This is a genomic window from Curtobacterium sp. Csp1 (assembly GCF_013347185.1).
On sequence record NZ_CP054594.1, the window covers coordinates 611058 to 629914 of the forward strand.

Here is an 18857-nt window from a genome sequence, read left to right on the forward strand (position 1 = left end):
CCGGGGACCGGTCGGCGCCGGTCAGGGGACCTGCACGAACCGCAGCGCGCCGCGCTCCCGCTGCCGGAAGCCGAGGTGCTCGTACAGGCCGATCGCCCCGGTGTTGCCCGCGGCCGCGTGCATGAGCGGCACCTCACCTCGGGCCCGTATGCCGTGCGCCACCGCGAGCACCAGCCGTCGACCGAACCCCTGCCCGCGGTGCTCGGGGTCCGTGCAGACGGCGCTGATCTCGGTCCACCCCGGCGGGTGCAGCCGCTCACCGGCCATCGCGACGAGCCGCCCGCCGCGACGGATGCCCAGGTAGGTCCCGAGCTCGATCGTCCGCGGCCGGAACGGTCCGGGCTTCGTCCGCTCGACCAGGGCGGTCATCTCCGGCACGTCGTCCGGCGTCAGCACGACGGCCTCGTCGTCGGGTTCTCCTGCCACCGACTCCCCTGTGAGCTGCACGCCGCCGGCGCTCTCGACGGGCAGCCACCCCGCCGGCGTGACGTCGTCCAGTCCGACCCGCACCACGGCACCCGAGCCGGCGAGCACCCGGACGTCCTCCCAGTCGTCCGGTGTCGCCCGGGCGGGGATGCCGATCCACACGGACACGTCCGGCAGGTACCGGACGATCCTCCCGCGCCACTCGGCGAACCGCGCGTGGTGGGAGTCGAGCGCCGCGAGCGCCGGGTTGTCGAGGACGCGCGTCGGGGTGCCGTCCGCGGCCCGGGACAGGTCGAGGGCCCACAGGTCTGCACCGCGGTCGTCGTCCCGGAACCCCAGGTCGGCCAGGAGTGTGCGCTCGGCTCCGGTCCACCCGGTCGTGTCGGCGAGCACCCCCACCGCGAAGCGATCGCGGGCCCGGTCGACCACGGCCGTGACGTCCGACGGGCGTGCGATCGGGAGCTCCCCTGGACGGACGGGCAGGGCGGTGTCGGCGGTGGTCGTCATCCACACATCCTCCGCCCGGTGCGGCTGTCCACAGGCATCGTTGCCCCGCGTGACGGGGCCGATCCGAGCGGCTACCGTGCCGACATGGGGTGGGAACGAACCCGGCTGACGCCGGGACAGCGCGAGGCGGTCCGGCGGGTGCTGCCCGACGCCGAGGTCGTCGCCGACGAGTCGTGGGGGCTGCTCGACACGGTCGTGCTGCACGTCCGGGCCGCTGGATCGGAGTGGACGGTCAAGGCGTCGGGCCCCGACAACACGCACTTCCCACGCGAGCTCGAGGCACACCGCGGGTGGACGGCCGCCCTCGTGGCCCACGGTGACGCCGGGCGGCTCCGCGCCGCCGACGAAGTCGCACGGGTCCTCGTGCTCGAGCGGGTGCCCGGGCGTCTCGCCCTCGGCCCCCCCGACGAGCACGACCCGGCGGTGCACCGGCAGGCCGGGCAGCTCCTTCGGCGACTCCACGATCAGGCGTCCCGGCCCGACGCGACGTGGCTCGAGCGAGAGCATGCGAAGACGACGGGTCTCCTCGACCACCCGCACGACATCCCCGCCGACCGGGTCGATCGGCTCCGAACCCTGCTCGCCCACCACCCCGTCGGCCCGGTGGTCCTCGTCCCGACCCACGGCGACTGGCAGGCGCGGAACTGGATCGTCGACGCCGGCCGGCTCCGGGCGATCGACTTCGGCCGGTTCGCGTTCCGCCCGGCGATGGCCGACTGCACGCGCGTCGCCGTCCAGCACTGGCAGCACGACCCGGCGCTCGAGCAGGCCTTCCTCGACGGCTACGGCGACGACCCGCGGACCCCCGACGCCTGGCGCTGGCTGCAGCTCCGCGAGGCGGTCGGCACCGCGGTGTGGGCGCACGGGGTCGGCGACCGCCGGTTCGAGCAACAGGGACACGACATGCTCACCGATGCCCTCGCCGCCTTCACCGACGTCCGGTGGTGAGCGAATGCGGACGGTGACCGGACGACGGTCGCGCGCGGCGCGACGGACGGGATCCGCGCCTCCAGTCCGGGGGACGCGCGCGCCGACGGACCGCCGGCCAGGAGGCGCGTGGTGCGCCCGCCGCGTCGCTGCCGTCACGCCGTGGCCGGCTCGCGATCACCTGCGCGCCAGTTGTCCCCGGGAATGCGAGAAGGCCCCCGGATTCCTCCGGGGGCCTTCTCCTGCGTGGTGCGCGAGGGGGGACTTGAACCCCCACGCCGTTTCCAGCACACGGACCTGAACCGTGCGCGTCTACCAATTCCGCCACTCGCGCCAGCCCGGCAACACTAGCACGTTGCGGAGTGCCTCCGTGACCACGTTCAGACGCGCACCGGGGCCAACCACTACCATGCAGGGGTCCCTGACCGACGACACTGGAGACACATGGGCCTGCTGGACAGCTTCGAGCGAGGGTTGGAGCGCGCCGTGAACGGCGCCTTCGCGAAGACCTTCCGCTCCGGCGTGCAGCCCGTCGAGATCTCCAGTGCCCTCCGGCGCGAGCTCGACACGAAGGCCGCCGTGGTCTCGCGGGAGCGCATCCTCGTGCCGAACGAGTTCACGGTGCGCCTCGCGCCGCCGGACCACACGCGCATGCACGACATCGGGCGTCCGCTCATCGACGAGCTGTCCCAGATGGTGCAGCAGCACGCCGTCGCGCAGAACTACTCGTTCTCCGGTCCGGTGACCATCCGACTGCAGCAGGACGGCACGCTGTCGACCGGCATCCTGCAGATCGACTCGTCGACCGTGCAGCGGGACGTCGCCTGGGTCGCCGTCCTCGACATCGGGTCGCAGCGACACAAGCTGCACCGGGGCCGGACCGTCATCGGTCGCGGGACGGACGCCGACATCACGGTCGCGGACACCGGCACGAGCCGCAAGCACGTCGAGATCGTCTGGGACGGCAAGCACGCGCAGGCCAACGACCTCGGCTCCACGAACGGGTCGAAGCTGAACGGCGAACGCTTCCAGCAGGCGATCGTCGAACCGGACTCCACGATCGAGATCGGTCGTACCCGTATGGTGTTCCGGGTGATCCCCGAGAACGACGGAGGTGCTCGATGACCACAGGGCTGACCCTGCTCGTCCTGCGCTTCGCGTTCCTCGCGGTGCTCTGGCTGTTCGTGTTCGTGATCGTCTTCGCCCTGCGGAGCGACCTGTTCGGCCAGCGCGTCCGCACCATCCCGACCGATCCCAAGGCCGGTGCCTCCGGTCCGACGACCCCCGCGATACCGACGGCGGCCCCCGCGGCCGCGTCCGCATCAGCCGGGGCGTTCACGGAACTCATCGGCCAGTCCCCGGGACCGACGCAGGCCACCGCAACCGGGGTGGCCACGCGACTCGTCATCACCGAGGGCTCCCGCGAGGGCATGGAGATGCCGCTCGGCGGCGGGCCCATCACGATCGGGCGCTCGAGCGAGTCGAACGTCGTGATCCGCGACGACTACACCTCGACCAACCACGCCCGCCTCGAGCTCCGCGCTTCCGGCTGGGTCCTCACCGACCTCGACTCCACGAACGGCACCTTCGTCGACGGGCAGAAGGTGACCGCCCCCGTCACCGTCGGGGAGCGGACGCCGATCACCATCGGGACGACGACGTTCGAGCTGCGGCGGTAACGCGGACATGACGGCTCGCACGCTGAGCGCCGCTGTGTCCCACGTCGGGCGCATCCGCGCCAACAACCAGGACTCCGGCTACGCCGGCGCCCACCTGTTCGCGGTCGCGGACGGCATGGGCGGGCACGCCGGCGGCGACGTCGCCTCGGCGATCGCGATCCGGCGCATCCGCGAGGTGGACCGCGAGTTCCCCTCGGCGCACGACGCCGAGTTCGCGCTGCAGTCGGCGCTCATAGCGGCGAACCAGCTCATCACCGAGACCGTCTTCGAGCACCAGGAGCTCACGGGCATGGGCACCACGGTGTCCGCGCTCATCCGGGTCGGCGACCAGATCGCGATCGCGCACATCGGCGACTCCCGCATCTACCGCATGCGCGACGGGGAGCTGCAGCAGATCACCTCGGACCACACGTTCGTCCAGCGACTCGTCGACAGCGGACGGATCACGCCCGAGGAAGCCGCCGTGCACCCGCGCCGCTCGGTCCTCATGCGCGTGCTCGGTGACGTCGACGCCGCGCCCGAGGTCGACACGGCCGTGATGGACATCCAGCCGGGCGACCGCTGGCTGCTCTGCTCCGACGGCCTGTCGTCGTACCTCGCCGAGGAGCGCATCCGCCACGCGCTCGCGTCGACGATGGACGCGAACCAGGTCACGCAGCGGCTCGTCAAGGAGACGCTCGACCACGGCGCCCCGGACAACGTGACGGTCGTCGTGATGGACGTCACCGACGCCGAGGTCGACGACTCCGACGACGCCGCCACGACCGTCGGGTCCGCCGCCGCGCCGCTGACGTTCGAGGCGGCGACCGGCCGCAAGCCGATCCGCCTCCCCACGATCCTGCTGCACCCGCTCAAGGTCTCCACCGCGCCGGAGGACTCGCACTTCGAGCCCGAGTCCGACCAGTACTTCGCGGAGCTCATCGCCGAGGACCGCCGTCGTCGTGTCCGTCGCCGGATCGCCTGGACGGTCGCGCTCGTCGCCGCCGTCGCGCTCCTCGTCGGCGCGGTCTTCCTGGGCTGGCGGATCATCCAGGCGCACTACTACGTGGGCAGCGACCGCGGCACCGTCGCGATCTACAAGGGCGTCCAGCAGTCGATCGGTCCGATCGCGCTGTCGGACGTCTACGAGGACAGCGACATCTCGGTCCGCTCCCTGCCCGAGTACACCCGCGAGAACGTCCGCTCGACGATCAACGCCACGTCGCTCGACGACGCCCGCGAGATCGTCGAGCGCCTGCGCAAGGCCGCCGAGACCGGGCAGGACCAGGCCGGGACCGGCGGGGACGGCGCATCGCCGTCGCCGACGTCCACGGCGTCGCCCACGCCGACGGCGTCCCCGACCCCGGGGTCCGGCGGATGAGCGCCACGACCTCCCAGTCCTTCACGCAGGCGATCACGATCAAGCTGCGTGAGCCGGCCCGCGCCCGCAACCTGGAGCTCGTGCTGCTCGTCATCGCCTGCGGCATCTGCGCCGGGGCGATGGTCCTCGTGCAGCTCGGCACGAAGGGTCGGCTCTTCGACACCGGCGTGCTCTGGGTCGGCGCGGGCATCCTCGGGCTCGCGCTCGTCATGCACGTCGTGCTGCGGGTCGTCGCGAAGAACGCCGACCCGTTCGTCCTGCCGGTCGCGCTCGTGCTCAACGGCATCGGCATCGCCGAGATCTACCGGATCGACGTCCACAACGGCCTGACCGGCTGGGACGCGATCGGCGTGAAGCAGATCGTCTGGACGATGCTCGCGATGGTGCTCGCGACGATCACCGTCGTCGTGGTCCGGAACCACCGCTTCCTGCAGCGCTACCGCTACATCTTCATGGCGCTGACGATCTTCCTGCTGCTCATGCCGATGCTGCCCGGGATCGGCGAGAACATCGGCGGCGCCCGGGTCTGGATCCGCATCGGCCCGTTCTCGTTCCAGCCGGGCGAGCTCGCCAAGATCACGATGGCGCTGTTCTTCGCCGGCTACCTCGTCACGGCCCGCGACTCGCTGTCGATCGTCGGTCGGAAGTTCCTCGGCATGACCTTCCCGCGTGCCCGGGACCTCGGTCCGATCCTGGTGATGTGGGGCGCCGCGATGGCGGTCCTCGTCTTCCAGCGCGACCTCGGCACCGCACTGCTCTACTTCGGGCTGTTCCTGGTGATGATCTACGTCGCCACCGGCCGGCTCAGCTGGGTCGCCATCGGCCTGACGCTCTTCGTCGGCGGCGCGATCGTGGCGCAGGCGGCGCTCGTGTACGTGCGCGGCCGCTTCGAGCAGTGGCTCGACCCGTTCGACCAGACGATCTACGACCGCGCGACGCAGGGCAGCTACCAGCTCGTGCAGGGCCTGTTCGGCTTCGCGAACGGCGGCATAACGGGCACCGGGCTCGGTCAGGGCCGCCCGTACATCACCCCGGTCGCGAACGCCGACTACATCGTCGCGTCCCTCGGCGAGGAACTCGGCCTGATCGGCGTCTTCGCGATCCTGGCGCTGTTCATCGTCCTGGCGTCCCGAGGCCTCCGGGTCGCGTTCATGGCGCAGGACGACTTCGGCAAGCTGCTCGGTGTGGGCTTCGGCTTCACGATCGCGCTGCAGGTGTTCGTCGTCGTCGGCGGCATCACCCGGATCATCCCCGTCACCGGCCTGACGACACCGTTCATGGCCGCTGGTGGCTCCTCCCTCATCGCCAACTGGATCATCGCCGCGATGCTGCTGCGACTGACCGACGCCATCCCCGCCGAACAGCGCGTCCAGCAGGGTGCGATCCCCGCACCGCGGGGGAAGGCCGCGCGCAGGAAGGAGGCCAGCCGGTGAACCGACAGCTCCGCGGCGTCTCGACCGTGATCGTGCTCATGTTCGTCGCGCTCTTCGTGTCGACGACGTCCATCCAGTTCTTCGCGTCCGACTCCCTGCGCGCCGACGCACGCAACTCCCGCACCATCCTCGACAGCTACTCGACGAAGCGCGGCGCCATCCTCGTGAACGGCAGCCCGATCGCCGAGTCGACCCCGTCGGACGACCAGTACCAGTACCAGCGCAAGTACACGAACGGCGCGCTCTACTCGGCCGTCACCGGGTACTTCACGATCGGCCAGGGCAACGCCGGCATCGAGAGCGCCGAGAACGCCGTCCTGTTCGGCAACTCCGACGCGTCGTTCTTCCAGAACCTCAACGCGATCCTGACCGGCCAGGACGTCCAGGGCGACAACGTCAACCTGACGATCGACCCCGACGTGCAGCAGGCCGCGTACGACGCCCTCGGGCAGAACACCGGCGCGGTCGTGGCCATCCAGCCGAAGACCGGCAAGATCCTCGCGATGGTGTCCAAGCCCGACTACGACCCGAACGCGCTGACCTCGCACGACACCGCGGCCGTCAAGCAGCAGTACGACGCGCTGCTGGCACAGAGCCCGACGCCGCTGCAGAACCGCGCCATCGGCGGCGACCTGTACACGCCGGGATCGGTGTTCAAGCTCGTCGTCGCCTCGGCCGCGCTCAAGGACGGCAAGTACGACCTCGACTCCGAGTTCCCGAACCCGTCGCGGCTGCAGCTGCCGGGCACGAGCACGTACATCAACAACGCCGAGGGCGGTTCCTGCGGTGGCGGCGACACCGTCAAGCTGCGGACCGCCATCCAGTACTCCTGCAACATCCCGTTCGCCGAGCTCGGGCAGAAGCTCGGGTACGACGAGATCAAGTCGATGGCCGACGAGTACGGCTTCGGCGACCAGATCGAGGTCCCGATGAAGGCGACCGCGAGCCAGTACCCGGACGTCGACTCGACCGCCCAGCTCATGCTGAGCGCCTTCGGCCAGGCCAGCGTGCGCGTCTCGCCGCTGCAGATGGCGATGGTCTCCGCCGGGATCGCGAACGGCGGCAAGGTCATGCAGCCGTCCCTCGTCGACTCGATCACGACGAGCGACCTCAAGACCGTCGAGTCCTTCTCGCCGAAGCAGTACAGCGACCCGCTGTCCGCCTCGGAGTCGGCCGACCTGACCGAGGCGATGCAGAGCGTCGTGAACGCCGGGACCGGCACCAATGCCAAGATCGACGGTGTCGACGTCGCAGGGAAGACCGGCACGGCAGAGGGCGGTACGGGCAGCCCGTACACGCTCTGGTTCACGGGGTTCGCCCCCGCGAAGGACCCGGAGGTGGCCGTCGCGGTCGTCGTCGGCAACGGCGGCGGGCTCGGGCAGTCCGGCGTCGGCAACACGGTCGCGGCCCCGGTCGCGAAGAAAGTCATGGAGGCGGTGCTGAACAAATGAGACCCACCAGCGGACTCACCTTCGGTGGGCGGTACCAGCTCTCCTCCCGCGTCGCGATCGGCGGCATGGGCGAGGTCTGGCAGGCCACCGACCTGGTCATCGGGCGGACCGTCGCACTCAAGATCCTCAAGGACGAGTACCTCGGTGACCCGGGCTTCCTCGAGCGCTTCCGCGCCGAGGCCCGGCACGCTGCGCTCGTCAACCACGAGGGCATCGCGAACGTCTTCGACTACGGCGAAGAGGACGGCAGCGCCTACCTCGTGATGGAGCTCGTCCCCGGCGAAGCCCTGTCCACGATGATCGAGCGCGAGCACACGCTCCCCGTCGACAAGGTGCTCGACATCGTCGCGCAGACGGCGAACGCGCTCCAGGCCGCGCACGCGGTCGGGCTCGTGCACCGCGACATCAAGCCCGGCAACCTGCTCATCACGCCGGACGGTCGCGTCAAGATCACCGACTTCGGCATCGCCCGCATCGCCGACCAGGTCCCGCTCACCGCGACCGGCCAGGTGATGGGCACGGTCCAGTACCTGTCGCCCGAGCAGGCGAGCGGTCACCCCGCGTCGCCCTCGACGGACGTCTACTCGCTCGGCATCGTGGCGTACGAGGCCCTCGCCGGTCGCCGTCCGTTCACGGGCGAGTCGCAGGTCGCCATCGCGATGGCGCACATCAACGAGCAGCCGCCTGCGCTGCCGTCGGACGTGCCGGAGCCCGTCGCCGCCCTCGTGCTGTCCTGCATCGCGAAGAAGCCGGCCGACCGTCCCGCGACCGCCGCGAACCTGGCACGTGCGGCACAGGCGCTGCGCCGCGGGGACGTCGCCGCGGCCACGGTCGCGGTGCCCGCGATCGGCGGTGCCGGTACGGTGGCGTTCAACCCGCCGCAGGGCCAGGGCGACGACCAGGCGACGGCGCTCATCGGCACCCAGGCCGGTTCACTGAGCGGTCCGCCGCGGACGCCCGGCTCGCCCGTGACGCCCGAGGACGAGGAACCGAAGAAGAAGCGCGCCTGGATCTGGTGGCTCGTCGGTGCCCTCGCGGTCCTGGTGATCGCGGGCGTCATCGCAGCCCTCGCGCTGAACAACGGCGGCTCCGCGGACCCGACGCCGTCGGCGACCGCCACCCAGTCGACCCCGAAGCCGAGCAACACCCCGACGCCCAGCCCGACCCAGGTGCGCCAGTTCCTCGACAAGTCGCAGTACGTCGGGCAGCCGACGGACCAGGTGCGCTCGGCGCTCGAGGGGCTGGGCTTCGTCGTCGACGTCCAGGACGGCAGCCCGGCACCGACCGCCGACCAGGCGAACACCGTCGCCGACCTGACGCCGACCGGCAGCGTCGTCGAGGGCACGACCATCACGGTCACGCAGTACACGACCCCGCCGACGGCGAACAAGCCGAACACCCCCACGGCGGGCCCGGTCTCGAGCAGCGGCTCGGTCACGTTCAGCTGGTCCGCCGCGACCTGCCCGGACGGCTACTCGGTGTCGAAGTACTCGTGGAAGGTCACCGGCGGGAAGGACGCCTCCGGCGCGACCTCCGGCGACACGAGCTCGACGGCGGTCACGATCCAGGCGGACGCCGCCGGCGACGACGTCACCTTCACGTACAACGTGACGTGCGGGAGCCTCGCCGCCTCCGAGGACTCGGACCCCGCCACCGCGACGTGGACGGTCACGCCCTCCCCGACGCCCACCGGCAACGGGAACGGCACCGGCAACGGCAACGGGAACGGCTCGTCGAACGGCTGATCGCCACCCGGACGGGGGCTTCCGACACCGTTGCGTAACGGTTGTCCGGAGGTCCCCGTCACCAGCCTCCCGCCAGGAAGTGCTGCCGTACACTGTCCCGGACGGACATTCGGAGGAGTACGTGCCAGAAGGTGTGACCGCGGGGATCACGCTCCTCGCCAACCGCTACGGGATCGGTGACGTCATCGGTCGCGGCGGCATGGCGACGGTGCACGTCGGCAACGACACCCGTCTCGGCCGCAAGGTCGCGGTGAAGCTCCTCAAGCCGAGCCTCGCGAACGACCCGTCCTTCCGCATCCGCTTCCGACAGGAAGCCCAGGCGGCCGCACGCATGGCGCACCCGACGATCGTCCGTGTCTACGACGCCGGCGAAGAGACCGTCGCCGAGCACTCCGGCGCCGAGGTGCAGGTCCCCTACATCGTCATGGAGTACGTCGAGGGCCGTGCGCTCTCCGACATCGTCGCCGACGGGCCCATCGCTCCGGACGAGGCGATCCGCATCACCGAGGGCATCCTGACCGCCCTCGAGTACTCGCACCGCGCGGGCGTCGTGCACCGGGACATCAAGCCCGCGAACGTCATGGTCACGAACACCGGCCAGGTCAAGGTCATGGACTTCGGGATCGCCCGCGCGATCACGGACACGTCGGCCACGGTGGCGCAGACCACGTCGATCCTCGGGACCGCCTCGTACTTCTCCCCGGAGCAGGCGCGCGGCGAGACCGTCGACGCCCGCACCGACATCTACTCCACCGGTGTCGTGCTCTTCGAGCTCCTCACCGGCCGCCCGCCCTTCGTCGGGGACTCCCCGGTCGCCGTCGCCTACCAGCACGTCAGCGAGCAGCCCGTCGCGCCGTCGACGATCTCGGCCGACGTCTCACCGGCGCTCGACGCGGTGACCCTGCACGCCCTGGTGAAGGACCGGACGCGACGCTTCCAGAACGCGGCCGAGTTCCGAACCGACCTGCAGCAGGCAGCGCAGGGCAAGGTCCCGACATCGACCCGGAAGCTGGCGCAGAACGCCGCCAACGACGCATCGACGATGCTCTTCGGCGTCAACCCGCGGACGACCTCCAACCCGGCGGTCGCCTTCCGCGAGCTCGACGACGACACGGCGGAGCACCGCCCGCAGCGCACACAGAACCGTCCCCCGGTCGCGTGGATCTGGCTCGGCATCATCCTGACGGTCGCCGTGATCGTCGGCGTCGGCTTCTTCGTCGCGAACCTGCAGCCCGGCAAGGCGCCGGTCTCGTCGTCGGTCTCCGTCCCGAACGTGGTCGGCGCGACGTGGGACTCCGCGAAGTCGGACCTCGACAAGCGCGACCTCAGCCCGGTCGAGGTCGGCGAGAACTCCGACAGTGTCCCGAAGGACACCGTCATCCGCACCGAGCCGGGCTCGGGCACGAACGTTGCGCGCAACCAGAGCATCCGGGTCGTGGTGTCGCTCGGGCCGGAGCAGGTTGCGGTACCGGACACCGCCGGGCAGACCCAGGACGCCGCACAACAGGCACTCGAGGCTGCCGGCCTCCAGGTCGGCGCGATCAACACCGACTACTCGCCCGACGTGCCCGAGGGCACCGTGATGAGCTCTGACCCCGGGTCCGCCACGCAGCTCGCCAAGGGTTCGGTCGTCAACCTCACCGTCTCGAACGGCAAGGTCCAGCTGCCGAACGTCACGCAGCAGCCGTTCCAGACGGCGAACGCGACCCTGGCACAGCTCGGTCTGACGGTGCAGCCCGCCCCGGCGTACTCGTGCACCGGCGGCACGGTGCTGCAGCAGAGCGCGCCCGCCGGCGACGTCGCGCAGGGCAGCACGATCGTGCTCACGTACTGCGCGGCCTCTGCACAGAAGCCCACCCAGCAGCCGTCCGCGCCCGCCACGGGCGCACCGGCCTCGGGTTCCAGCGGCCTCTAGACCGCAGCGCCTCGCTGGGCTCGCGTCCGGCGCGGTGTCGGCTCGCCGGTCTGGAGGATCGTGGGCGCGTCGGCGCGCTGGCCCACGCTGGTGTTCCTGCTCACGTCTGCGGGCAGGCTCACGTCAGCGGACCGGTCGATACCGGTACTCCTGCTGGCGTCAGCGCCCCGGCATGCGTCAGCGCCCCGGCATGCGTCAGCGCCCCGGCATGCGTCAGCGCCCCGGCATGCGTCAGCGCCCCGGCATGCGTCAGGGCCCTGGCGTCTGCACTCCTCGCGGGCTGGGCTGCTCCGCCGGTCCCGCTCGGTCAGGCCGGCTCCGCTGGCGCGGCCGGCTCAGGCACGCGGCGTCGCGATGAGAGGGGTCAGGTCGGCAGCCCGCTCGGCAGCCCCGTGCAGGCCGGTGGTCTCGAGCCAGTTGCCCACCATCCGGTAGCCGCCTTCGGTGAGCACGGACTCGGGATGGAACTGCACGCCGTACACGGGGGCCTCGCGGTGCTGCACGCCCATGATGACGCCGCCACCGGTTCGCGCCGTGACGGTGAGTTCGTCGGGCACGGTGCCGTCGACGATCGCGAGCGAGTGGTACCGGGTGGCCGTGAACGGGTGCGGGACGCCGGCGAAGAGCATGCTGTCGTCGTGGTCGACCTGCGAGGTCTTGCCGTGCATGAGTTCTTCGGCGTGGGTCACCGTCGCACCGAGGGCCTCCGCGATGGCCTGATGTCCGAGGCACACACCGAGCAACGGCTTGTCGGCAGCGATCGCCGCCCGGACGGTCGGGATCGAGACGCCTGCGTCCGCGGGGGTGCCGGGACCCGGGGAGAGCAGAACGCCGTCGTAGTCCGCGATGCGCTCGGCGATCTCGGACTCCGGGAAGGCGTCGTTGCGGACGACGTCGGTCTCCGCTCCGAGCTGCTGCACGTAGCCGTTCAGCGTGTAGACGAAGCTGTCGTAGTTGTCGACGACGAGGATCTTGGTCATGGTCGGATCACCGTACTCGTGGAGGATGTGCGCGGGCTCCTGAGGGTCTTCCCACACACGCGGTCACGGTAGGATACCGGCCATGGCCAAGGACAAGGACCGCACCAAGCCCGCCCGGAGGACCCGAGCCGACTCGGTCGACACGGCGGGGGACCAGCCCAACCCCGTGTGGTTCAAGCCCGTCATGTTCGGGTTCATGCTCGTCGGGCTCGCCTGGGTCATCGTCTTCTACATCTCGAACACGACCCTGCCGGTGCCGTCCCTTGGTTCGTGGAACATCCTCATCGGGTTCGGAATCATGTTCGTCGGCTTCCTGATGACCACCCGCTGGCGCTAGTCACCCCACCCGTACACGACGCCCGTCGGACCCTGCACGGTCCGGCGGGCGTCGTCGTTCGTCCAGCCCTCGGCTTGCCACGTCCTGTCCACAGGCGGAGCGGGCCCGAGGACGCGCTCTCCACATCGAGCAGCCCCTTCTCCACAGTTCTCCACACTTTCCACACGGACATCCACACCACGATCCCCGAGTTATCCACACCTGATTCCACAGTGGGGATAATCACACGCGTGTAACTCACCGACTTGTCCACAGCTGTGGAAAAATCGCGCCGGTCGTGTGGAAAAGCCGCTCCGCGACGGTCAGTACGGCGAACGCCCCGCCGCACCAGGGGGTGCGACGGGGCGTCAGGCGGTTCGGACGGGTGCGACTCAGCGGAGCAGGCCGTACCCGCCGATGGCGACGTAGGCCGCCGCGATGGCGCCGAGCAGGACGACCGCCTCGGCGACGAGCAGGCCGATCTGCAGCCCGCGCTGCTTGACGTTCCGCGTCCGCGCGAACACGAGCCCGGTCAGGAAGCCGATCACGATTCCACCGACGTGTGCCTGCCACGAGATGTTCGTCCCGGGCAGGAAGCCGACGAGCAGGTTCAACCCCATCACGACGAGCAGCTGGACGGCGTTGTAGCCGAGGCTGCGCTGGATGATGAAGAACGCCGCGAACAGACCGAAGATCGCGCCGGACGCCCCGACCACCGGCGTCCCGGGAGTCAGGAACGACACTGCGACGTCGCCGCCGAGGCCCGCGAGGAAGTACAGCGCGAGGAAGCGCCACGTCCCGAGCAGGTTCTCGAGGATCCGGCCGAAGATGTACACCGCGAACATGTTGAAGGCGATGTGCAGGATCGAGGAGTGGACGAACAGCCCTGTGACGATCCGCCACGGCTGCGTGCCGACGAGGGGCGTGTAGTACGCGAACCACGTCGTGAAGAACCGACCGGTGATCTGGTCGAGCAGCCAGATGACCACCGACACCGCGATGATGACGACGGTGGCCTTCTGGTCGAGCATGGCGAAGCGGCGGCGGGCGACCGTCAGGCCGCTCGCCGCCCCCGACGCACGTCGGTTCGCCGTGTAGGCCGCGCGCTGCTCACGCACGCACTCCGGGCAGTGCACGCCGACCGCTGCCGGCGTCTGGCACTCGGTGCAGACCGTCCGCCCGCACCGCTGGCACAGGATGAAGCTCTGCCGGTCCGGGTGCCGGTAGCAGTAGTCGGCGCGGTTCGCGGCCTGGTCCGTCACCGAGCTCAGACGTCCTCGACGTCGATGCTCTGGATGACGACGTCCTCGACGGGCTTGTCGCGACCGTCGGTGGCGACGCCCTCGATCGCGTCGACGACGGCGCGGGACTCGTCGTCCGCGACCTCACCGAAGATGGTGTGCTTGCCCTGCAGCCACGGGGTGGCAACGGTCGTGATGAAGAACTGCGAGCCGTTCGTGCCGCGGCCACCCTGGATGCCGGCGTTCGCCATCGCGAGGATGTACGGCTCCTGGAAGGTCAGCTCGGGGTGGATCTCGTCGTCGAACCGGTAGCCGGGGCCGCCGATGCCCTGACCGAGCGGGTCGCCGCCCTGGATCATGAAGTCCTTGATGATGCGGTGGAAGACGACACCGTCGTAGAGCTTGTCGGTGGAGACCTTGCCGGTGCCGGGGTGCGTCCACTCCTGCTTGCCCGTCGCGAGGTCGACGAAGTTCTTGACGGTCTTCGGGGCGTGGTTGCCGAACAGGTTGACGCGGATGTCGCCCTTGTTCGTGTGGATCGTTGCGACAGCGGTGTGCAGAGACATGTTCCGATTCTCGCATGTACGGCTGGCGGTGACACGGATCACACAGCAGAGGCTCCGTGACCTGTCAGGCGTCGCGGTGGCAGGATGGGGACACGCCGATCCGATGGAGGTACCAGATGACGACGATCGAGATCCCGCGCAAGCGTCGGAAGCAGATCAAGAAGCTCAAGGGCAAGACCGCCTCGCTCCTCGGCGAGCAGCGCAAGGTCCTCGAGCATGCGAACGCGATCCTCGCCGAGGCCCGCTCGCACGCTGCCGACGCAGCCCGCAAGGACATCGCGCCCCGCGTGCAGAACGCGATCGACAACGGGATCCGTCCCGCGGTCGCCACGAGCGTGCACGCTGCGACCTCTGCCGCGCAGAACGCCTCGCACCGCTTCCAGACCGAGGTCGTCCCCGGCCTGGTCGCGACTGCCGGCTCGGTCCTCAGCGTGAAGGACCTCGCGAAGGACCCGCGCGTCAAGAAGATCGTGAAGGACGCCCAGAAGAAGGGCAAGAAGGCCAAGAAGGCCGCCGCGAAGTACACGCCCGGACACCAGAAGAAGGGCCTCGGCTTCGGTGGGGTCGCCCTGATCGTGGTCGGTGTCGTCGCGGTCGCCGGTGCGGCCTACGCTGCGTACCAGACGCTCCGCGCGGACGACGACCTCTGGGTCGCCGACGACGCGGACACGGCGGAGAAGCCCGCCGCCTGACCTCCTCGGTTCGTACGAAGGGCCCCGGCGCACGCCGGGGCCCTTCGTCGTCCCCGCCGACGGGTCCGCAACACCCCCGAGCGCGCCACGTCGAAGTGCCGCAACACTCCGCACGAAGCGCACCGGGGTGCCAATCAGAGCCCGCGGCGACCCCGAGATGCCGCAATTTCGGAACCTCGACGAGGACACCCGAGCGTGCCGCGCGCGCGGGACGCTCCCATCGCGGAGCGGCGCGCCGGAGGCGCTGACAAGCACAGAACGAAGCCCCTGGGAAGCCATGAAGTGGCGACCAGGGGCTTCTGCGAGTGGAGCCTAGGAGAATCGAACTCCTGACATCCTGCTTGCAAAGCAGGCGCTCTACCAACTGAGCTAAGGCCCCGGAGCGTCCAGCGTACTGGACGGGGAGTGGATGGTGGGGCTACAAGGACTTGAACCTTGGACCTCTTCGTTATCAGCGAAGCGCTCTAACCGCCTGAGCTATAGCCCCTCAGACCGGATGAAAGCCTACCGTACCGATCCCGAAGTGCGAAATCGAGCGGCGGATGCCATCCGGCCGGGTGTGTCAGTTGTTCGTGAAGCCGACGAGCAGGCCGCCGGTGATCCGCACACTGAGGTTGTAGAGGACGCTCACGATCGCGCCGAGCACGGTGCCGACGACCACGTTGAGGATGCCCACCACGACGGAGAACCCGAGCACCTGGCCCAGCGAGAACTGGTCCATGATCGAGTAGTTGTTCTGCCCGGTGACGTCCTTCAGCAGGGAGTCCACCTGGGTGAACACGCCCGTCTGGTTCAGGATGACCCACACCAGCGCCGTGGCCACGACGATCACGATGGACCCGGCCAGGGCGATGAGGAAGGACAGCTTCACCATCGACCAGAAGTCGAGGTACACGAGCCGCAGCCGCACCTGACGGGTGCCGACGGGCCGCTTCGCCTTCTTCTGGAGCTTCTCGGCGACACTACTCATTGGTTGACTGGTCCTCTCCGGCCACGGTCTCGGTCGGTTCGGGGGCCGCTTCGTCAGGGCTGACCGTCTCCACCGGGCCCGCGGGCTCGATCTCGGCGTCGTCCTGGTCGTCCAGGTTCCGCTCACTGTTCCGGGCCACCGCGATGATCCGGTCGTTCTCCGCGAACCTCGCGAAGACCACACCCATCGTGTCGCGACCCTTGGCGGGCACCTCGGACACGGCAGACCTTACCACCTTGCCCGATTGCAGCACGACGAGCACCTCGTCGTCCTCACCGACGATGAGAGCGCCCACGAGGTCGCCCCGGTCGGCCGCCAACTTGGCGACCTTGATGCCGAGACCGCCGCGGCCCTGGACCCGGTACTGGTCGACACCGGTGCGCTTGGCGTAGCCGCCCTCGGTCATCACCCAGACGTAGCCGTCGTCCGAGACGACCCGAGCCGCGAGCAGCGCGTCGTCGTCGCGGAAGGACATCCCCTTCACACCGGAGGTCGACCGCCCCATCGGGCGGAGGGTGTCGTTCGTCGCGGTGAAGCGCAGCGACATGCCGTGCTTCGACACGAGGAGCAGGTCGTCGGTCTCGTCGACGAGCAGCGCCTGGACGAGCTTGTCGCCCTCACGCAGGTTGATCGCGATGATGCCGCCGGTGCGGTTCGTGTCGTACTCGGTCAGCGCGGTCTTCTTCACGAGGCCCTGCGACGTGGCGAGCACGAGGTACTGCGCGGCCTCGTAGTCGCGGATGTCGAGCACCTGCTGGATCTGCTCGTCGGGCTGCATCGCGAGCAGGTTGGCGACGTGCTGGCCCTTGGCGTCGCGGCCGCCCTCTTGCAGTTCGTACGCCTTCGCCCGGTAGACGCGACCCTGGTCGGTCAGGAACAGCAACCAGTGGTGCGTCGTCGTGACGAAGAAGTGCTCGACGATGTCGTCCGCGCGGAGCTGGGCGCCCTTCACGCCGCGGCCGCCGCGGTGCTGCGAGCGGTAGTTGTCGCTCCGCGTGCGCTTGACGTAGCCGCCGCGGGTGATGGTGACGACCATCTCCTCTTCGGGGATGAGGTCCTCGATGGACATGTCGCCGTCGTACCCGAGCAGGATCTCGCTGCGGCGGTCGTCACCGAAGCGGTCGACGATCTCGGCCAGTTCCTCGCCGATGATCGTGCGCTGGCGGGTCTCCGACGCCAGGATGTCCTGGAAGTCGGCGATCCTCCGCTCGAGCTCGTCGGCCTCGTCGTGGATCTTCTGGCGCTCGAGGGCGGCCAGGCGACGGAGCTGCAGCTCGAGGATCGCGCGCGCCTGGATCTCGTCGACGCTGAGCAGGTCCATCAGCCCGGTGCGGGCTTCCTCGACGTCGGGCGAGCGGCGGATGAGCGCGATGACCTCGTCGAGGGCGTCGAGCGCGGCGAGGTAGCCCCGCAGGATGTGCGCACGCTTCTCGGCCTCGCGCAGGCGGTACTGGGTCCGACGCACGATGACGTCGATCTGGTGGTCGACCCACGCCGAGATGAACCCGTCGAGCGCCAGGGTGCGGGGGACCCCGTCGACGATCGCGAGCATGTTCGCGCCGAAGTTCTCCTGCAGCTGCGTGTGCTTGTACAGGTTGTTCAGCACGACCTTCGCCACGGCGTCGCGCTTCAGCACGATCACCAGGCGCTGGCCGGTGCGGCCGGAGGTCTCGTCGCGGATGTCCGCGATGCCGGCGAGCTTGCCGTCCTTCACGCCCTCGGCGATCTTGATCGCGAGGTTGTCCGGGTTCACCTGGTACGGCAGCTCGGTGACGACCAGGCACGTGCGGCCCTGGATCTCCTCGACGTTGACGACCGCGCGCATCGTGATCGAGCCACGACCGGTCCGGTAGGCGTCCTGGATGCCCTTGGTGCCGAGGATCTGGGCGCCGGTCGGGAAGTCCGGACCCTTGATCCGCTGCATGAGCGCCCCGAGGAGTTCCTCGCGGGTGGCGTCCGGGTGCTCGAGTGCCCACTGGGCGCCGGCGGCCACCTCGCGCAGGTTGTGCGGCGGGATGTTCGTCGCCATGCCGACCGCGATGCCGACCGACCCGTTGACGAGCAGGTTCGGGAAGCGCGCCGGCAGGATCGACGGCTCCTGGGTGCGGCCGTCGTAGTTGTCCTGGAAGTCGACGGTGTCCTCGTCGATGTCCCGGACCATCTCCATGGCGAGCGGCGCCATCTTGGTCTCGGTGTACCGCGGGGCGGCGGCGCCGTCGTTGCCCGGCGAGCCGAAGTTGCCCTGGCCGAGCGCGAGCGGGTACCGGAGCGACCACGGCTGCACCAGGCGCACGAGGGCGTCGTAGATGGCGCTGTCACCATGCGGGTGGAACTGCCCCATCACGTCGCCGACGACGCGCGAGCACTTCGAGAACGCGCGGTCCGGGCGGTAGCCGCCGTCGAACATCGCGTAGATCACGCGACGGTGCACCGGCTTCAGGCCGTCGCGGACCTCGGGCAGGGCGCGTCCGACGATGACGGACATCGCGTAGTCGAGGTACGACCGCTGCATCTCGAGCTGCAGGTCGACCTGCGAGATGCGGTCACCGGAGACGACGATGTCGCCGGAGTCGCCGTGCACGATCTCGGGCTGCTCGTCGTTCGTCTCGTTGTCGTCAGCCATGTGGCCTGGTCACCTTTCTGCACTGC

The 18857-nt window shown here is 69.8% G+C and carries 16 protein-coding genes and 3 tRNA genes; 10 read left to right on the plus strand and 9 right to left on the minus strand.

Features of this window, described 5'->3' with window-relative positions; translation table 11 throughout:
• Positions 1–21 precede the first annotated feature (21 nt).
• Positions 22–933 (minus strand): GNAT family N-acetyltransferase, encoded by a 912-nt coding sequence (locus HUN58_RS03005; RefSeq protein WP_180225902.1) that lies wholly within the window; start codon positions 931–933, stop codon positions 22–24.
• Positions 934–1017: 84 nt separating this feature from the next.
• Between HUN58_RS03005 and HUN58_RS03010 the strand changes: the two genes are divergently transcribed.
• Positions 1018–1881 (plus strand): aminoglycoside phosphotransferase family protein, encoded by an 864-nt coding sequence (locus HUN58_RS03010; protein ID WP_180225903.1) that lies wholly within the window; start codon positions 1018–1020, stop codon positions 1879–1881.
• Positions 1882–2107: 226 nt separating this feature from the next.
• On the opposite strand, the gene HUN58_RS03015 is transcribed toward HUN58_RS03010, so the two are convergent.
• A tRNA-Leu gene (locus tag HUN58_RS03015) sits at positions 2108–2194 on the minus strand.
• A gap of 110 nt (positions 2195–2304) precedes the next feature.
• On the opposite strand from HUN58_RS03015, the gene HUN58_RS03020 reads away from it, so the two are divergent.
• From HUN58_RS03020 to pknB, 7 genes are all read left to right on the plus strand, one after another.
• Positions 2305–2985: a DUF3662 and FHA domain-containing protein gene (locus tag HUN58_RS03020; protein WP_114851288.1), complete on the plus strand. Its 681-nt coding sequence runs from the start codon at positions 2305–2307 to the stop codon at positions 2983–2985.
• Positions 2982–3539 carry an FHA domain-containing protein gene (locus tag HUN58_RS03025; protein WP_058741049.1) on the plus strand — a complete coding sequence of 186 codons (558 nt, stop codon included), beginning with the start codon at positions 2982–2984 and terminating at the stop codon, positions 3537–3539. Before HUN58_RS03020 ends, HUN58_RS03025 begins: the two co-directional genes overlap by 4 nt.
• A 7-nt stretch (positions 3540–3546) precedes the next feature.
• Entirely contained in the window at positions 3547–4899 is a 1353-nt protein-coding gene (locus tag HUN58_RS03030; protein WP_058741048.1) for a Stp1/IreP family PP2C-type Ser/Thr phosphatase, read from the plus strand.
• A complete protein-coding gene (locus HUN58_RS03035) occupies positions 4896–6332 on the plus strand; it encodes an FtsW/RodA/SpoVE family cell cycle protein (RefSeq protein WP_058741047.1) in 1437 nt (478 codons plus the stop codon). The genes HUN58_RS03030 and HUN58_RS03035 overlap by 4 nt, the downstream gene beginning before the upstream one ends.
• Positions 6329–7783 carry a penicillin-binding protein 2 gene (locus HUN58_RS03040; RefSeq protein WP_180225904.1) on the plus strand — a complete coding sequence of 485 codons (1455 nt, stop codon included), beginning with the start codon at positions 6329–6331 and terminating at the stop codon, positions 7781–7783. Before HUN58_RS03035 ends, HUN58_RS03040 begins: the two co-directional genes overlap by 4 nt.
• Positions 7780–9528 (plus strand): protein kinase, encoded by a 1749-nt coding sequence (locus HUN58_RS03045; protein ID WP_114851289.1) that lies wholly within the window; start codon positions 7780–7782, stop codon positions 9526–9528. Before HUN58_RS03040 ends, HUN58_RS03045 begins: the two co-directional genes overlap by 4 nt.
• Before the next feature lie 121 nt (positions 9529–9649).
• The gene (pknB, locus tag HUN58_RS03050; protein WP_257222173.1) at positions 9650–11443 is read left to right on the plus strand and encodes a Stk1 family PASTA domain-containing Ser/Thr kinase; all 1794 of its coding nucleotides are present in this window, start codon (positions 9650–9652) and stop codon (positions 11441–11443) included.
• Positions 11444–11778: 335 nt separating this feature from the next.
• Here pknB and HUN58_RS03055 read toward each other — a convergent pair whose 3' ends face one another.
• Positions 11779–12423, minus strand: coding sequence for an aminodeoxychorismate/anthranilate synthase component II (locus HUN58_RS03055; RefSeq protein ID WP_114851291.1), 645 nt, complete (start codon positions 12421–12423; stop codon positions 11779–11781).
• 82 nt (positions 12424–12505) lie between these two features.
• Between HUN58_RS03055 and HUN58_RS03060 the strand changes: the two genes are divergently transcribed.
• Positions 12506–12760: a cell division protein CrgA gene (locus tag HUN58_RS03060; RefSeq protein ID WP_058741043.1), complete on the plus strand. Its 255-nt coding sequence runs from the start codon at positions 12506–12508 to the stop codon at positions 12758–12760.
• 371 nt (positions 12761–13131) lie between these two features.
• Here HUN58_RS03060 and HUN58_RS03065 read toward each other — a convergent pair whose 3' ends face one another.
• A complete protein-coding gene (locus HUN58_RS03065; RefSeq protein WP_114851292.1) occupies positions 13132–14001 on the minus strand; it encodes a rhomboid family intramembrane serine protease in 870 nt (289 codons plus the stop codon).
• Positions 14002–14006: 5 nt separating this feature from the next.
• Complete coding sequence (locus HUN58_RS03070; RefSeq protein WP_058741041.1) at positions 14007–14546, minus strand: peptidylprolyl isomerase; 540 nt, start codon at positions 14544–14546, stop codon at positions 14007–14009.
• A gap of 116 nt (positions 14547–14662) precedes the next feature.
• Here HUN58_RS03070 and HUN58_RS03075 point away from each other — a divergent pair, with 116 nt between their 5' ends.
• Complete coding sequence (locus HUN58_RS03075; RefSeq protein WP_058741040.1) at positions 14663–15238, plus strand: hypothetical protein; 576 nt, start codon at positions 14663–14665, stop codon at positions 15236–15238.
• A 306-nt stretch (positions 15239–15544) separates the two neighbouring features.
• Here HUN58_RS03075 and HUN58_RS03080 read toward each other — a convergent pair.
• The 4 genes from HUN58_RS03080 to gyrA all read right to left on the minus strand — a co-directional run bounded on the left by HUN58_RS03080 (position 15545) and on the right by gyrA (position 18831).
• A tRNA-Ala gene (locus tag HUN58_RS03080) sits at positions 15545–15617 on the minus strand.
• A gap of 31 nt (positions 15618–15648) precedes the next feature.
• A tRNA-Ile gene (locus HUN58_RS03085) sits at positions 15649–15725 on the minus strand.
• Between the two features lie 75 nt (positions 15726–15800).
• Entirely contained in the window at positions 15801–16208 is a 408-nt protein-coding gene (locus HUN58_RS03090; protein WP_058741039.1) for a DUF3566 domain-containing protein, read from the minus strand.
• Positions 16201–18831, minus strand: a complete 2631-nt coding sequence (gene gyrA, locus HUN58_RS03095) for a DNA gyrase subunit A (protein ID WP_058741038.1) — start codon at positions 18829–18831, stop codon at positions 16201–16203. The genes HUN58_RS03090 and gyrA overlap by 8 nt, the downstream gene beginning before the upstream one ends.
• Positions 18832–18857 lie beyond the last annotated feature (26 nt).